Origin of the sequence: Wolbachia endosymbiont (group A) of Myopa testacea (assembly GCF_964027115.1) — a bacterium.
GTDB lineage: Bacteria > Pseudomonadota > Alphaproteobacteria > Rickettsiales > Anaplasmataceae > Wolbachia.
Window position 1 is genome coordinate 1157302 of the sequence record NZ_OZ034729.1, and the last position, 15827, is coordinate 1173128.

Sequence of the window (15827 nt, forward strand, 5' to 3'; positions counted from 1 at the left end):
GATACATTGATTAATAATTTAACCCAGATAATGACAAGTTGGCCATTTCAAGAAGCAGAAAAAATATTGCAAGAGTTTCCTAATAAAAAAGAAATAATATTTGAAACTGGTTATGGACCCTCTGGTTTACCCCACATAGGAACCTTTGGAGAGGTTTTCCGCACTACAGTTGTTGTAAATGCATTAAAAAAAATAGCTCCTGGTATAAAAACCAAAATCATTGCAGTTTCAGATGATATGGATGGTTTGCGAAAAATACCAGATAATGTGCCAAATCAAGAGATGCTAAGGGAGCACTTAAATAAACCATTGACTATGATACCCGATCCATTTGGCACTCATGAGAGTTATGGTCATCACATGAATTCGTTGTTGTGTAAATTTCTTGATTTGTTTGAATTTGAATACGAATTTAGGAGTGCAACAGAGTGTTATAAATCTGGCGTTTACGATGAAAAACTTTTACTCCTGCTGAAAAATTATGATAAAGTGATGGACGTAATGCTTCCATCATTTCGGGAAGAAAGGCAGCAGACTTACAGTCCATTCTTGCCGATATGCCCAAAAACTTCCCAAGTTTTACAAGTTCCAGTAATTGAAACAAATACAGATAAAGGAACAATCACGTATGGAGACCCAAACGGGGAAAAAATAGAAGTTCCAGTGACAAAAGGAAAATGTAAACTGCAATGGAAACCTGATTGGGGAATGAGGTGGGCCGCATTTGGAGTAAAGTATGAAGCTCACGGAAAAGATTTAACTCCATCTGCTGTGCTTTCAAGTCAAATATGTGAAATACTTGGAGAAAAGCCACCACTTCTGTTTTGCTACGAGCTTTTCCTTGATAAAGAAGGAAAGAAAATATCAAAATCAAGAGGAAATGGCATTTCAATTGAAGAGTGGTTAACTTACGCACCGACAGAGAGTTTAGCATTTTACATTTTTCAGAGCCCTAAAAAAGCTAAACGTTTATATTTTGATGTGATACCAAAATCAACCGATGAGTATCTAGAGTTTGTAAGGTGCTATAATGAGAGTAAAGAAAAAGATATAAATAATCCTGCATGTCATATTCATCAAGGTGAAGTTCCCAGTATAGAAACTTCAGGTATAAATTTTACGCTACTTTTAAACCTAGCGGCGGCTTGTAACGCTGAAAACAAAGAGATTCTCTGGGGTTTTATATCCACTTATGCACCAAGCGTCACACCAGAAAATAATAAAATGCTCGATAGACTTTCAGACTTTGCAGTAAAGTATTACCACGATTTTATCAAACCAACAAAATCATATAAAACTCCAAATGCAAAAGAGAAAGAAGCGTTACTAGATTTGAAGGACACTTTACATTCTCTATCTACAACTGTTACTGCTGAAGAAATTCAATCTCAGGTATTTTCTATTGGAAAAAAATATGATTATACCAACTTACGTGACTGGTTTCAGCTATTATATGAAACGTTACTTGGCCAAAAAACCGGTCCAAGAATGGGATCTTTCATAAAGCTTTATGGAATAGATAATACGATTTCTCTCATAGAAAGCGCTACTAAATGTATACTTTAGAGTTTACCTTCTTTCATTTGATCTCTTTAGTTTTTAGTTCTGCCTTCTAAGGCTTTTACTCGTGACAACCACTGTGCCTGCGATCTTGTCGTGCCAAGTTTGACAGCGTTTGTTGAAATTTGACCATAAAAAGCCCAAGAATAATGGTGCAGCTGACAATATAAAGGAAAAAAATCTCTTTGTTGCTTGTCTTAGGGTCATCTTTTCGAAAGTTTGTGCATCCACAACTCTAAGCCCAAGTAATAGTTTTCCAGGTGTAGCAGCAAACCTTACCCACATATATGTTACATAGCAAAAGAGCATAATGCATTGGACTATTTGATTTAGGATTTGTAATTTTATAAGTCTACTCTGCGTTGTCTTTTCTTCTGCAGACAGTGGCGCTTGCATTTGGTATTTTGCAGCAATTTGACTTAATATTTTGCTATCCTCTGAGTTCATAAAGAGCTTATTTAAGGCTTGGCTGCAAAACTGCAAGAACAAAACGATAATAATCAAATCAAGCAATACTGATATATAGCGCCTAAGTCCTGTTACATAACATATCCCATTTTCATCTTTCTTTACCTTTTGAATAACATTTATAGAAGAAAAAATAGAAAATAAACGATTAAAAAATTTATGTAACATATATATACTTTCCAATATTTAACGTGCCCCTGGCTGGACTTGAACCAGCATGCTTTTGCAAGCAACAGATTTTGAGTCTGCCGTGTCTACCATTCCACCACAGGGGCATTAAGTTTTAATGCTATAGGCAACACGGAATTAGTCAAATTTTATATGTCTTTCAAATGAGGACTAAATATTCTACAATAATCAACAGTTACTCTCAAAACTTAAAATGAATGAATTAGCTAGTCTCCTCAGTTCAAGAAGTGTAGATAAGGAAATATGTAAATTACCGCATAATTTAGAAGCTGAACAGATACTTATTGGTGCAATGATTCGTGATAATAGAATCTGTGATGCAGTTGAAGACACAGTCACAGCAGAAAATTTCTATGATCCATTACATCAAAGTATTTTTACGCAGATATCCAAAACCAGGAAACACGGTATAGTTGCCAATGAACTAAGCCTCAAAATGTTTTTTGAGAACGACCAAGCGTTTACCGAGTGTGGTGGGGTAGAGTACTTAGCAAAGCTTGCAGCAAAGGCAAGTATTGCACTTGATATCTATAGTTTGACTAGAATAATCCGTGATACTTACTTAAGGAGATGTTTAATTAAGCTCGGGCAAGAAATAGTTGGTGATAGCTACAACTACGATATTGAAAATCCTGCACAGGCGCAAATTGAACAAGCAATGACAAAATTGTTCAACTTAGCAGTAAAAAAACAAGGTGAGAAAACATATATAAAACTTGCAAGTTCAATTAAAGACGTAGTTGAGAAGATCAGCACACTGAAAAATAATCCAGAAGCGCTGGGCGTTACAACCGGACTTCAAGATCTAAATCAGCTTCTTGGTGGCCTACAAAAATCTGATTTATTAATTTTAGCTGCAAGGCCTTCTATGGGTAAAACAGCACTGGCGCTAAACATCGCACTTAATGCTTGTAAGATGTTGCAAAAAAGAGCAGATAAACAACATTATGTAGCGTTTTTCTCACTTGAAATGTCAGCAGAACAATTAACCGCAAGGCTGATCACTATAGATTCAGGGATTAGTTATTATAAGGCATTAACCGGGAGAATTAGTGATTTTGAATTGCATGAATTTATCAATGCTAGTACAGAATTATCTGAACTGCCTTTCATCATAGATGACACCCCTGCGCTATCAATTAGTGCCCTTCGCACCAGAATACGCTTGCTGTATCAATTATATAATGTAGAAGTGGTATTCATTGATTATTTGCAGCTAATCAGAGGAACAACAAAAAGAAGTAATGAAAATAGAGTACAAGAAATCTCGGAAGTGACGCAGGGTTTGAAAGCAATTGCAAAAGAGCTGAATATTCCCGTTGTTGCACTATCTCAGCTCTCTCGTTCTGTTGAGCAGAGGGATGATAAAAAACCACAACTTTCTGATTTACGTGATTCAGGAAGCATAGAGCAAGACGCAGATATAGTAATGTTTCTCTATAGAGAAGAATACTACGAATTGAGAAAGCAACCAAGTGAAGGAAGCAATAAACATCGAGAGTGGCAAGAAAAAATGGAAAAAATTAGAAATATTGCAGAGCTTGTTATTGCAAAGCAGAGAAATGGGCCAATTGGCAGTGTGAAGCTATATTTTGACTCTAACAGAGGTTCGTTTAAAGATTACACGGAGAGGCATAGTGTGTAGCTTGGCAGCAATCTTCTTATTTCTAAATTTACTAGCTTATATCTTATCGTATCAAAATTAACTTGACTTTACTTCTTAATTGATGTTAAACTCATTTAACATAATACGTGAGGAATAATCATGATAAGTAAAAACAATGTACCCTATCTTGTAGCTGGTGCTCTGGCTACTCTAACTTTATTAGCATCTGGAGTGTTTGCTGCAGCTCCTTATATTGGTTTCTTAGCTCCAGTTGCAGCATTAAGTGTTGGCCTGCCATTTATTATTGGTTGTGCTGTATTTTCTGTTGTAACTATTGCACTTTCGTATAAAGCAATTAGTAAGAACAAAACTATTTCTGAGAAAGATGTTCAACTGGCTGAGAAAGTAGAAGAAATATCTAAAAAAGATGCTCAACTAGCTAAAGAAGAAGATAAAGTACAGGCTCAAAAGCAAACAATTTCTGGGCAAAATGACCAACTGACTAAAAAAGAAGCGGAAGAGGAGAAAAATTCTAAGCAAAAATTTGAAATTAATCAAAAAAAAGAAATAGAAGAACTTAAACACAAGAAAACTTTTGTTCAGCAAGCAATGAAGAATATCAAAGAAGCATCTCAAGAAGTATTTGCATATGTAGCAGAAGCCTACAGTAGTGGGCGCGTTCATAGTACTATTAAGCAGCGCCGTAGTGATGTTGTGAATGACTTAAAAAATGTCGTAGGTAGTGCGAAAAATGCTTATGGCACATCAGTTGAGTATACAAAAGGAGCACTTAACAGCGTTGGAAGCAGCTTGTACAGTGTACTTTATGGTACTAAGGTTTCTAGTCCGGAAGAGCAGTTTAAGCGTGAAGATGGATCTAAACCTAGTATGCAAGAACTAACTCGTTTGGATTACTTAGATCTTGCAGTTTCTTCCAGTGAGCAAAAGCAACGAGCTAATAGTTTGGATTATTTAAATATTGATAACGACGTTCCTAAGCAACCTGATCATTTAAGTATTGATGCTGCTAAAAGGTATTTAATGAGTCTTTCTGAGGATCAGGATGTATTTTATGATGCAGAATCTGGTGATGAAAAAGATCCTAAGATTTCTAGCCCAGAAAGTCAGCCAACTAAAGAAGAAAATGGTCAAGGCTGGTTTGCATGGAGCCTAGGAAAGGCTAAGTCGGTAATGACTGAAGTAGTAGTGGTAGGTGCTGATGTTACTAAACCATATTTTGCTAAAATAACTAAGGCACTTGCACCTAACTTGAATATGTAGATAGCGGTGTGCACTGTCGTTAACTAGAGATAATCTCATCCAGGAGAAATAGTGTAAAAACTATTTCTCCACTTTAACATCAAACTTCGAAAAGAACGGCGTAGGTTTAGGTAGTGTAATGCCTGAACTTACGCATGCATTGTACAGAGATTTTAAATCTCGTTGCTCTTTTGGAATTTGTAGTTGATTAAGTATCATTTCTGCTGACTTGGGAACGATTGGCTGCAATAAAATGCCAATTATCCTGATATATTCTAGTAATTTGTAGATTACTAAATTCATGCGTTCTCTATCAGTTTTGCTTAATATCCAGGGTGCATTTTTGTCTATATAAGCATTGGCTTCAGAAGAGATGTTGATAATTAGAAGTATAATCTGGTTAAACTCATACTTTGATAGGTAATTCATTACCTGATCGAGTATAGCTTTGCAACCTGGAAGACTTTCTTCACCTTTAAGTAGGCTTTGATCAATTGTTGGTACAATTCCAGAACATTGCTTGTGTAAAAATGAAATTGTTCTTTGTACTAAATTGCCTATATTGTTTGCAAGTTCTGAGTTTATACGGCTGATCATGTTTTTCTTACTAAAGTTGCCACCCTGGCCAAAACTTGCTTCTCGAAGGAGAAAATAGCGTAGTTGATCAACACCAAACTCTTGAGCGAGGCCAATTGGATCTATGACATTACCAAGGGACTTGGATATTTTTTCTCCTTCGTTTAGCCACCAACCATGAACTGCAATTTGTTTTGGCAGTGGCAAATCTGCTGCAAGGAGAATCGCTGGCCAATACACAGCATGAAAGCGCAATATGTCTTTGCCGATTACATGAACGTTGAAAGAGTTGTCAGCTAGGTTTGCAGTGCTTGACACTGGAATCTGTATTTCTGGTTCTGCCCAAAACTTCTTATATTCTTCACCTTCAGTAGTAGGGAAACCTATTGATGTAAGATAATTGGTTAATGCATCTATCCAGACATAGATTACGTGTTTGTCATTACCTGGTACTTTTATTCCCCAGTTAAAACTAGTGCGAGAGATTGAGAGGTCAATGAGCCCTGATCTTACAAATGATACCACTTCATTTTTTCTGCTCTCAGGAAAGATAAAATTTGGCTGATTTTCATATAGTTCTAGTAATTTATCCTGCCAATTCGACAAACGAAAAAAGTAGCTCTCTTCTTTTACCCATTCAACCTCAGCACCTGTTGGTGCTTTGCCATCTATCAGCTCTGATTCCTGATAAAATGCTTCATCACGAACTGAATACCAACCCGAATAGGAATCCAAATATATTTGTCCTCTCTCTTCAAGCCTATTCCATAAAGCTACCACTGCTTTTTCATGACGTTCCTCCGTAGTGCGAATAAAATCGTCATACTCAAAATTCATGAACTTAGCTAATTCTTTAAATGAAACACTCACTTCATCTGTAAATTCTTTTGGCTGCATTTCCTTTGCTTTAGCTGCTTTTTCTATTTTTTGTCCATGTTCATCTGTACCGGTGGTAAATTTGACATTTTTCCCAGCTAGTTTCATGAACCTTGCCACCACGTCACACAAGAGAGAAGTGTATACATGACCGATATGCGGCTTATCGTTTACGTAATATATTGGCGTGGTGATGTAAAAGTTCTCAAATCGATCCATGGTTTAGCATTTTGATAAAAATCAACTGAGTTAATTATAGTATTAAAAAGGCAGTAATAAATAAATATTGATTGGGTTAAGCATAATTTTTGAAAAAAGCTATTTACTGAAATTTTATTAAAATAAGAAACAATCAGGTATGAAATAAAGATTATTGAAAGAACAGTGGGAAATTTTCTTGTAATTCTATTTATAGTTTTCTATGCATTTGATGCACACGCTGATGGAGCAACAGATGTAATGTGTAATGTAATAGGTTACGTTCATGGAATAGGTGGACCAATGATTACAGTGGTAATAATTGGTTCAAGCTTGCTTGCAATATTTGGCAAAATGCCTTGGCCTGCACTTTTCGCACTGGGTATGTTTGTTGCTGTGTTTTTTGGTGCTCCTCAAATTGTAACAAAGGTAACAGAAAAAGAAGTTTGTTGTCTTGATAAGAGACAAACATTGAATAATGGAAAGTGTGTTGCTGCTCCTGGATATGAATACATAGGTCGTGATCGTTGTGGCCCTTCGAGAAACGGGGTTCAAGGATGTTGTTCTAATGGCTGGGTGATCACTAGTAAGGGCAACTGTAAGAAACCTGGTCTAGATCCTTCAAAGTATTGGTAGTGAAAATGGTGCTTTTATAGAGTTAAATCTAACCACTCATCAAACCACAAAGTATATAATTAATATCCACACCTTTAGTTAAATTCCACTCACGCTTTATTACGTTGTACTCCATGCCAGCCATGTTTTGCAGCGTTACATTATTTTCTCTTAAGTGATTTGCAATTTCTGACGGCTTGAGAAATTTATTCCAATTATGCGTACCCTTAGGCAGCCAATTTAATATGTACTCTGCGCCGACTATTGCAAGACAGAAGGATTTGATAGTTCTATTTATTGTGGATATAAAGATTAGCCCTTCTGGTTTCAGCAATTCTATTGCTCTTCTCATAAAGAATTCTAAATTATCTACATGCTCGACTACTTCCATCAGCAGAACCACGTCGTACTTCTTGTCATTGCTTAGCTCTTCAATGCTGGTGTGCATATATTCTACATTAAGCCCTACTTTTTTCGCATGTGACTGTGCCACTTTGATGTTTTCTTCACATACATCTATTCCCACAACATTAATGCCAACGCGTGCCATTGATTCTGACAAAATGCCACCACCGCATCCAACATCAAGCAATGATAATTCTTTTAAATCGCATTTTTTTAACTCTTTTATTTTCTCAATAATGTAAGATACTCTAATAGGATTCATCATGTGCAATGGCTTAAATTTACCATTCTCATCCCACCATTCACCTGCCATTTTAGCGAATTTTGATATTTCATCTTCGTTATAAGTTTTTGTTTTTTTTTTCTTAGAGATTATATTGCTGAGTTTATCAAGGCGTTTTTTATGTCTGCTTTCTTTTGAAAATTCTGTTTCGAGGAATTGTTTGACTATGTCTTTTGCTAATCCACTCGCAGTAAATCCTGCACCAAGACACAGTACATTTGCGTTGCCATGCTCGCGAGCTAATTTTGCAATCTCAACACTATTGCATAAAGCAGCGTAGATTCCTTCAAAACGATTTGCCACAGTACTCATGCCCAAACCTGTACCACAAATTAATATCCCATAATTTGCTTTTTTGCTTGTTATATCTTCTACAACTTTAACAGCATAGTCTGGGTAATCTACACACTTTTGCTTAGCAGTGCAGCCTTGATCTACCGCTGTGTAACCCAGGGTTTCCAGGTAGGATTTTATTTCTGATTTTAATTCATAACCAGCATGATCTGAGGAAATTGATATTATATCTGACATATAAAAAGTTGATCTTGCATAACTTAAGGATATTTATATGGGTAATTTATTTTGATCTTTCTGTCAAGCCGTTTTAATACTCCTGATCTTTCGGGAGTCCTAAAGCTTGAAATAAATTTCGAGTCAGATGTGTATAAATTCTATATAATTTTTATCCTACTACTAATTCAAAAAGATGGATCACATAGATATTATAAAATCAAAATTATTATTATCTGACATAGTAGGTAAAAAAGTCAGGCTAATAAAAAGAGGAGATAGTTTTGTTGGGCTCTGTCCATTTCATAACGAAAAAACCCCATCTTTTTCGGTGAGCAATACTAAGGGGTTATATTACTGTTTTGGTTGTTCAGCTAGTGGTGATGCATTTGAATTTATTTCACAAACTGAAGGATTAAGCTTTAAAGAAGCATTGGAAAGATTAGCATCGGTTACAGGTGTTGAACTGCCCAAAAGTCTTAGTATTACAAAAGGGGACAATAAACTATTTTTAGCGCTTGATTTAGCTGCAAATTGGTTTGCACAAAAAAATCAGGGCATTGTAGATTATTTAAAGCAGCGCAAGATTTTACCTGAAATCATAGATAAATTTAAGATAGGTTATGCACCAAGCTCTGGTTTGAAAGAGTATTTAAACTCTTCAGGTATTGAAGACAAAATTTTAATTGATATTGGATTAGTAAACAAAAATTTTCATGATTATTTTTATGACCGGCTGATATTTCCTATATACAACATTGCAGGAAGAGTTATTGGTTTTGGCGGACGTGCGCTGAGTTCTGAGCAACAGCCAAAATATTTAAATAGCCCAGAGAGTCAGCTCTTCAAGAAGAGGGAGAATTTATACGGATTAAACTTTGCTTTAAGCGAAATACGTAAAAAACAGCACATATTTGTTGTTGAAGGATATATGGACACTATAGCGCTACATCAAGCGGGAATTAGTAATGCAGTTGCTCCACTTGGTACCGCAATTTCTGCAGAACAGATAAAAAATCTATGGAGATTTGCTAAAGAAATCTCCATCTGTATGGATGGCGATAGTGCTGGACTTCATGCTGCTAACCGAGTTGCAGAACTTGCTCTGCCAATATTAGAGCCTGGATACACGTTAAAGTTTGTGACTTTGCCGAGTAATAAAGATCCATACGATATATGTAACGAACTGGCATACAAGAAAGAAGACGTGTTGACTGCTCTTGACCATTCAACAAAACTGCATTCTGAATATTTATGGCGTCACATAATCGATAGCAACTTTCAAAATTATGAAAAACTTGCTCCGGAAAAATATTCAATTCTTGAGCACAAGTTCATGGAATATGTAAATACTATTAGCAACAGCAGTATTAGAAGGTATTATAGAGATTATTTTTACAATAAGGCTAGTGAACTAAGAAGTAGCTTCAAAAAACAGATTTTTAATAGTAAAACTAGAGCAACAAAAGGTGAGTATCTTCATAACAAATCTCCAGAGCTAATTGAGGCAGAGCAAAATCAGGCCATAATTTTGCATATAGCCGTAGAATTTCCTGAAATCTTGAACCGTCCTATATTTTTTGAGCAATTTTCTCATTTTAAATTTACTAATGAGATGAAAAGATTACAACAGCGTGTAATTGATGTAATAAGTAACAAAAGCAAACTTGGTAAAGAGGCTTTGTTACAAGAATTGAAACAGTTTGACGTTATAAAGTATGTATTTGAAAAAACTAGTGTACTAAATAGCCAACTGAACGAGAGAAAATCTGCAGAAATTGTGTGGAATAATATAGTGTTACTAAAAGAATTAAATGCGTTACGAAAAGAAAGAACCGAAGCGAGGCTGAGCGGTAATCTTGACTTAGAGGAAAGGTTGATAGAACAAATAGAGCAAATAGAAAGTAATATACAAGAAATGCAAATGGAGTTTATTAAAAAGTAGAGCTGTTATAAAAAGTTTATGCCAAATTCCAATAAATATAGAGTTTTAATGAACATAGGACAGGCTAATGAATTTATAAAGGACACTTTACAAATTGAAATTGATAGTGTTGAACAATTGGGTATCCGTTTAATGGAGCGTTAAAACTGACCTCACCCTATTTAAATATATGCTAATATATTGAGTTTTGTTACAATAATTTTATATTCTTATTTCCATAATATCATTCTATGGAAATTTTTTAAAATCCAGTCTTATGTACAACTTTATTTGCAATTTTACATTTTTATTTGATTAAAAATTGCATCTTAGCAATAAAAAACTTACTTATTGTAGGAAAATGACATACTCTTGTGTTTGTTCTCATATAAAACTATTTATGGAGTGACAATGGTGCATGTATTATACTTACATTTTTGATTCGAAAATTTATGCAGTTGTTTCTAACAAAATTAGTCAACAAATTCTATTGTTTAAAGATGAGAAATAAAGTAATCATCATTTCTAGTATTGCTTTTATTCTACTGTTTTTTATCAGCAGTGCATTTTTAAAAAAAGATCAGGCGGTTCATAGTGATAATGCAACTAGTAGCTTTTCAGTAAAAACTCAAGAATGTGCGCCGCAAAACCGCACTATATATTTAAATTTTTCTGGTACAGTAAATCCCTTACATAGAGCTAGCCTTGTCTCAAAAATAAGTGGTAAGATTATTGCTATTTATTTACCTGATGGTGAAAAGGTAAAAAGAGATGATGTAGTGTTAAAGATAGAAGATTATGACAGGATTGAGCAAGCTCAGAAAGCCAAAGCTTTATTAAAGCAGCGTGAAATTGAGTATGATTCCTCTCACAAACTGAATAAAACAGGCTATGGAGCACAAATACAAGTAGAAGCAGCTTTTACTGCGTTACAAAGTGCAAAAGCTGACCTAAAAAGGCTAGAATTGGATTTAGAAAATACTGCAGTCAAATCTCCTATAGATGGTTATATTGATAAAATCAATGCAAACGAAGGGGATTTTGTTAATGCTGGGCAAAAAATAGCTGACGTGGTTGATTTCGATCAAATTCTTGTGGTGTTATACGTTTCGGAAAATGAAGTAAATAAAATAGAGCTAGGCAGCACAGCTCAAATTAGTTTACTGGACGGAAAAAAATTGGCAGGTGAAGTAAGTTTTATTAGTAAAATTGCTGAGCCTAAAACTGGGTCTTATAGGGTAGAGGTAAAAGTAATTAATAATAAAATGATATCCTTGCAGGGACTAACTGCCAACGTAAGACTACCTTCAGGCGAAAGATTTGCATATAAAGTTCCTTCTTCAGCCCTGAGCTTAAGTGACGAGGGTGCTCTTGGAATAAAGATTGTTGATGACAATAATTATGTAATATTTGTACCAATAGAAATTGTTGATCATGAGAGCGATGGGGTTTGGATAGTAGCAAATAACGAAGGTAAACCCATAAAGTTAATAGTATTGGGCCACCTATTTGTTAAGCCTGGTGATAAGGTTTAAGACATAAGATCCTTTTTCATAGCTTATACTACGTTATACCAATCCCAGCATCTGGGCACTGGTTTCTTGGTACTTATTCCGCAATAATTTTTTTTTCCTTCAATAAATTTTGCAGTTCGCCTTTTTCGTACATCTCGCGAGTGATGTCGCAACCACCGATAAACTCTTCCTTTATATATAATTGTGGAATTGTTGGCCAATCAGAAAACTTTTTTATAGATTCACGTATTTCATCATTCTCCAACACGTTAATATACTTAAACTTCACGTTCAATTTTTTTAGGATTGACACGACGAGTCCAGAGAATCCGCATTGAGGAAAATCAGAAGTGCCTTTCATGTACAACACCACATCATTTTCCGCTATATCTTTTTTTATTTGTTCAAAACTGCTCATAAATTCACCTTATTTTTAAGTATTAGTTTCCAGTTGCAAGGCGTGTATAGACTGACCTTCCAGAGCTTTATATACCATTTTATGCTGTTCTATTTTTGTCTTTCCAAGAAAGCGCTTGGAGGTTATTTTTAAATGATAATGATCATCATCTCCAGCAAGGTCATGAACCTTTATATCAGCGTCGGGGAACGATTGTTTGATGATCCTTTCTAATTCGTGAATTGCAATAGTCATTGATTTGCTTTAAATTACAATACTTTCATTATAAATCTAAAATGACTGGGTGCAATTGAATTATTGATTATATGGTTACTAATATTGTGAAGACAGTAGATTCAGCGTGTTAAGTGCACTAGCAAGGCGAGATTTCAATTGATTTTCATATTTACTCCAATCTTGTATTGCCTTTCTTGCAATACCTGAATCAACTGCGGCTTTTGCAACAGCAGGAGATACTATAGAAATTAATCTTGGGTCAAATGGAGTAGGTATTATATATTCACGTCCATAGCTCATTTTACGAGCGCCATAGGCTGCAGATATCTCGTCAGACACTGGCTCACGGGCAATCTTTGCTATTGCATCTGCAGCTGCAATTTTCATCTCATCATTTATTATTGTTGCATGTACATCAAGCGCTCCTCTGAATATATAAGGAAATCCCATTACGTTGTTGACTTGATTGTTGTAATCTGACCTGCCAGTTGCGATTATTGCATCTGGCCTCACAGATTTTGCAAACTCAGGCCTTACTTCTGGATCGGGGTTGGCGAGAGCGAAAATAATTGGGTCTTTGCCCATACTCTTTAACATCTCTTCATTTAACACATCTTTTGCAGATAATCCGATGAATACATCAGCGCCTTTTATTGTATCAAGTAGAGAACGTTCGGAAGTATCAATTGCATATTTTTCCTTCCACTCATTCATGTCCTCGTTTCTACCTTTGTATATTACTCCTTGCTTATCACACAGCACTATATTTTTAGCGCCCATGGACTTTAGTATTTCTAAACATGCAATACCGGCTGCTCCAGCACCATTCATAATGATCTTAACGTCCTCTAATTTCTTTCCGACAATATCAAGAGCATTTTCTATACCAGCTGCAACAACCACTGCAGTTCCATGCTGGTCATCATGGAACACTGGAATATCCATCAGTTCATTCAGACGTTTCTCTATTATAAAACAATCGGGAGATCTTATATCCTCTAAATTTATCCCCCCCCAACTTGGCCCAAGGTACCTTACTGCATTGATGAAATCTTCTATATTTTCTGTACCAACTTCTATATCAACTGCATCAATATCAGCAAAACGCTTAAATAAAACAGCTTTGCCTTCCATGACAGGTTTTGCAGCAAGAGGACCGATATTACCAAGCCCAAGCACTGCAGTGCCATTTGAAATGACAGCTACAAAATTGCTTTTTGCCGTATAATCATAAACAACCTCAGGATTTTTAGCTATTTCAAGGCACGGAGCTGCAACGCCAGGAGAATAAGCAAGTGACAAATCATACTGGGTAGATAAAGGTTTTGTTGGCATGATTGAAATTTTACCAGGGTTACCACCTCTACTGTGATACTTAAGTGCCTCTTGTTTTGTGGTATTATCTAAATCATCGTTCATTCTTATATTTTAAGCTTGTAATTTTTAAGTATATGGAGTTTTTATAAATGTTCAATTGTAAACTATTAGCTTGTGAACTCTGTTGTACTTCTGTATAAGTTTACCTATTACGTAAGATGATATTACATGCTTAAGAAAAACGTGCCTAATTTGCTTACAATTTCTCGTGCACTTGCAATACCAGCAATAATATTAAGTTTTTATATAGAAAATAAATATGCAGGCCTGATAACAATATCAATCTTTGTATTTGCGTGCATTACGGATTTTTTTGATGGTTACTTGGCGCGTGCGTGGAAAGTCCAATCAAAGTTTGGCAAGCTATTTGATCCAATTGCTGATAAATTAATAGTGGTTTCAACGATAATTATGCTAGTTTATAAGCAGAAGATAAATGATTTTACAATAGTACCATCGATTATCATCATCTGTAGGGAAATATTAGTTTCGGGTTTACGGGAGTTCCTTATAGCTATAAATGTTAGTCTACCTGTAAGCAAAGCTGGCAAAATTAAAACATTTTTGCAGATGGTTGCTGTAGTAGCGCTAATAATGAACGATTACGACACAACTCAATATATAGGTGCAATTTGTTTATGGGTTGCAGCTATTATAACTATGTGGTCAGGCTATAATTATATCCTAGCCGGCATCAAACAGGTTGACTGAATTTCTTGAGAAACAGTTAATATACAAAAGTGGTTAACATCTTTATAATATTGACTGAATAGTTAAAATCCTGTATAATATATTAGTTCATAAATCAACGGGATCTATATGACTGGTAACCCTAAGACTACGTTTTCTCCTGGAGATTTTTGGCTGACAGTTGATAAGGAAGTCAAAAAAGAAAGGTCAGAACAAGAGTCATTAACACTAAAAGAAGAAGCGGGAAAAAAGAAGAAACTCGAACAGGAGTTATTAATGCTAAAAGTAGGAGAAGCAGAAAAAAAGAAGAAGCTAGAACAAGAGCTATTAACACTAAAAAAAAGAGAGCTATATAGACAATGTGTATCATTGGCAATAATGGTCCCATTTGCATTGCTGATGGCGATTGAACTGGAAAAAACATGTAGCGATCAGGTATTACTTGGCGTGATAAGTGGCGCGCTAAGCCACACTATATTACCTTCTATGGTCCTATCTCTTATTTGTACGCTATATTTAATTTACAATAATAGGAAAATAGCACAAAAAGAACGAGAGTTGGAGAATATTGAAAATGGAGAGGAAGTAAAGGAAAAAGAGCACAATATTTCTGATATAGGTCAGTGTTTGATCTATATTGAGGCTATACCAACTGCACTGATTATTGTAGGTATGATAATGGGTGAAACATCTTCACTTGAAGCAGCAGAGGATGCAATTTTATTTCTTGCCAATGCAATTGCTTTTCTTGTAACTCTTGTTTCTTACATTGATGAGCATGAAAAAAATAAGAAAAAGGAAACAGAAAAATCTAATCTTGATGAAAAATCTAGCAAGAAAACTAGCAATATGTCTGTAGCCGGATTGGCGCTTGCTGGTTCTTCTATATTTTTAATAAGAAGGATAATGTTAATGGCATTAGCATCGTCCTTAAATCCTTCTGTTGGGCCTACTTTAGGCTTGATAGGTATTGCACTTTTTATGGTTGTACAGATATTAACTACACATTCCTACAGCAAAACGCTGAAAGATCCAAAAGTGGAAGGACAAGGTAAATCGAGGAATGCAGGTAGTTCTGACCGTAGTTATAAAGAGGAAGGGCCGGCTATTGCCTAAGAAATTTATTTATTTAAGTAATATTT

Annotated in this window: 15 protein-coding genes and 1 tRNA gene; 9 read left to right on the forward strand and 7 right to left on the reverse strand. The window is 35.3% G+C overall.

Annotation, left to right across the window (positions count from 1 at the left end; all coding sequences use genetic code 11):
- The first annotated feature begins 30 nt into the window (after nt 1-30).
- On the forward strand, nt 31-1566 hold the full coding sequence (locus tag AAGD91_RS05765) for a lysine--tRNA ligase (RefSeq protein ID WP_341820942.1): 1536 nt from the start codon (nt 31-33) through the stop codon (nt 1564-1566).
- 33 nt (nt 1567-1599) lie between these two features.
- On the opposite strand, the gene AAGD91_RS05770 is transcribed toward AAGD91_RS05765, so the two are convergent.
- Together AAGD91_RS05770 and AAGD91_RS05775 are read right to left on the reverse strand one after the other, a co-directional pair.
- The gene (locus AAGD91_RS05770) at nt 1600-2196 is read right to left on the reverse strand and encodes an RDD family protein (RefSeq protein ID WP_253309168.1); all 597 of its coding nucleotides are present in this window, start codon (nt 2194-2196) and stop codon (nt 1600-1602) included.
- 24 nt (nt 2197-2220) lie between these two features.
- Nucleotides 2221-2303 (reverse strand) — tRNA-Leu (locus AAGD91_RS05775).
- Between the two features lie 107 nt (nt 2304-2410).
- On the opposite strand from AAGD91_RS05775, the gene AAGD91_RS05780 reads away from it, so the two are divergent.
- The gene (locus AAGD91_RS05780; protein ID WP_341820943.1) at nt 2411-3862 is read left to right on the forward strand and encodes a replicative DNA helicase; all 1452 of its coding nucleotides are present in this window, start codon (nt 2411-2413) and stop codon (nt 3860-3862) included.
- A 120-nt stretch (nt 3863-3982) separates the two neighbouring features.
- Complete coding sequence (locus tag AAGD91_RS05785) at nt 3983-5104, forward strand: hypothetical protein (RefSeq protein WP_341820944.1); 1122 nt, start codon at nt 3983-3985, stop codon at nt 5102-5104.
- A 60-nt stretch (nt 5105-5164) separates the two neighbouring features.
- Here the strand turns inward: AAGD91_RS05785 and metG are convergent, their stop codons facing one another.
- Nucleotides 5165-6754: a methionine--tRNA ligase gene (gene metG / locus AAGD91_RS05790; protein WP_341820945.1), complete on the reverse strand. Its 1590-nt coding sequence runs from the start codon at nt 6752-6754 to the stop codon at nt 5165-5167.
- Nucleotides 6755-6919: 165 nt separating this feature from the next.
- Here metG and AAGD91_RS06405 point away from each other — a divergent pair, with 165 nt between their 5' ends.
- A complete protein-coding gene (locus AAGD91_RS06405; RefSeq protein ID WP_410541914.1) occupies nt 6920-7369 on the forward strand; it encodes a TrbC/VirB2 family protein in 450 nt (149 codons plus the stop codon).
- A 28-nt stretch (nt 7370-7397) separates the two neighbouring features.
- Here AAGD91_RS06405 and ubiG read toward each other — a convergent pair whose 3' ends face one another.
- Nucleotides 7398-8567, reverse strand: coding sequence for a bifunctional 2-polyprenyl-6-hydroxyphenol methylase/3-demethylubiquinol 3-O-methyltransferase UbiG (gene ubiG, locus AAGD91_RS05800; RefSeq protein ID WP_341820946.1), 1170 nt, complete (start codon nt 8565-8567; stop codon nt 7398-7400).
- A gap of 175 nt (nt 8568-8742) precedes the next feature.
- Between ubiG and dnaG the strand changes: the two genes are divergently transcribed.
- From dnaG to AAGD91_RS05815, 3 genes are all read left to right on the forward strand, one after another.
- Nucleotides 8743-10491, forward strand: coding sequence for a DNA primase (gene dnaG, locus AAGD91_RS05805; RefSeq protein ID WP_341820947.1), 1749 nt, complete (start codon nt 8743-8745; stop codon nt 10489-10491).
- A gap of 18 nt (nt 10492-10509) precedes the next feature.
- A complete protein-coding gene (locus tag AAGD91_RS05810) occupies nt 10510-10635 on the forward strand; it encodes a hypothetical protein (protein WP_341820948.1) in 126 nt (41 codons plus the stop codon).
- 287 nt (nt 10636-10922) lie between these two features.
- Nucleotides 10923-12005: an efflux RND transporter periplasmic adaptor subunit gene (locus AAGD91_RS05815; RefSeq protein ID WP_341820949.1), complete on the forward strand. Its 1083-nt coding sequence runs from the start codon at nt 10923-10925 to the stop codon at nt 12003-12005.
- Between the two features lie 73 nt (nt 12006-12078).
- Here the strand turns inward: AAGD91_RS05815 and grxD are convergent, their stop codons facing one another.
- The 3 genes from grxD to AAGD91_RS05830 form a co-directional block, all read right to left on the reverse strand.
- A complete protein-coding gene (grxD, locus tag AAGD91_RS05820) occupies nt 12079-12402 on the reverse strand; it encodes a Grx4 family monothiol glutaredoxin (RefSeq protein ID WP_164224629.1) in 324 nt (107 codons plus the stop codon).
- 15 nt (nt 12403-12417) lie between these two features.
- Nucleotides 12418-12636, reverse strand: a complete 219-nt coding sequence (locus tag AAGD91_RS05825) for a BolA/IbaG family iron-sulfur metabolism protein (RefSeq protein WP_096641415.1) — start codon at nt 12634-12636, stop codon at nt 12418-12420.
- Between the two features lie 78 nt (nt 12637-12714).
- Nucleotides 12715-14037, reverse strand: coding sequence for a malic enzyme-like NAD(P)-binding protein (locus tag AAGD91_RS05830; protein WP_341820950.1), 1323 nt, complete (start codon nt 14035-14037; stop codon nt 12715-12717).
- Nucleotides 14038-14163: 126 nt separating this feature from the next.
- Between AAGD91_RS05830 and pgsA the strand changes: the two genes are divergently transcribed.
- On the forward strand, nt 14164-14706 hold the full coding sequence (gene pgsA, locus AAGD91_RS05835) for a CDP-diacylglycerol--glycerol-3-phosphate 3-phosphatidyltransferase (RefSeq protein ID WP_253309177.1): 543 nt from the start codon (nt 14164-14166) through the stop codon (nt 14704-14706).
- 108 nt (nt 14707-14814) lie between these two features.
- A complete protein-coding gene (locus AAGD91_RS05840) occupies nt 14815-15801 on the forward strand; it encodes a hypothetical protein (protein ID WP_341820951.1) in 987 nt (328 codons plus the stop codon).
- Nucleotides 15802-15827: the final 26 nt, after the last annotated feature.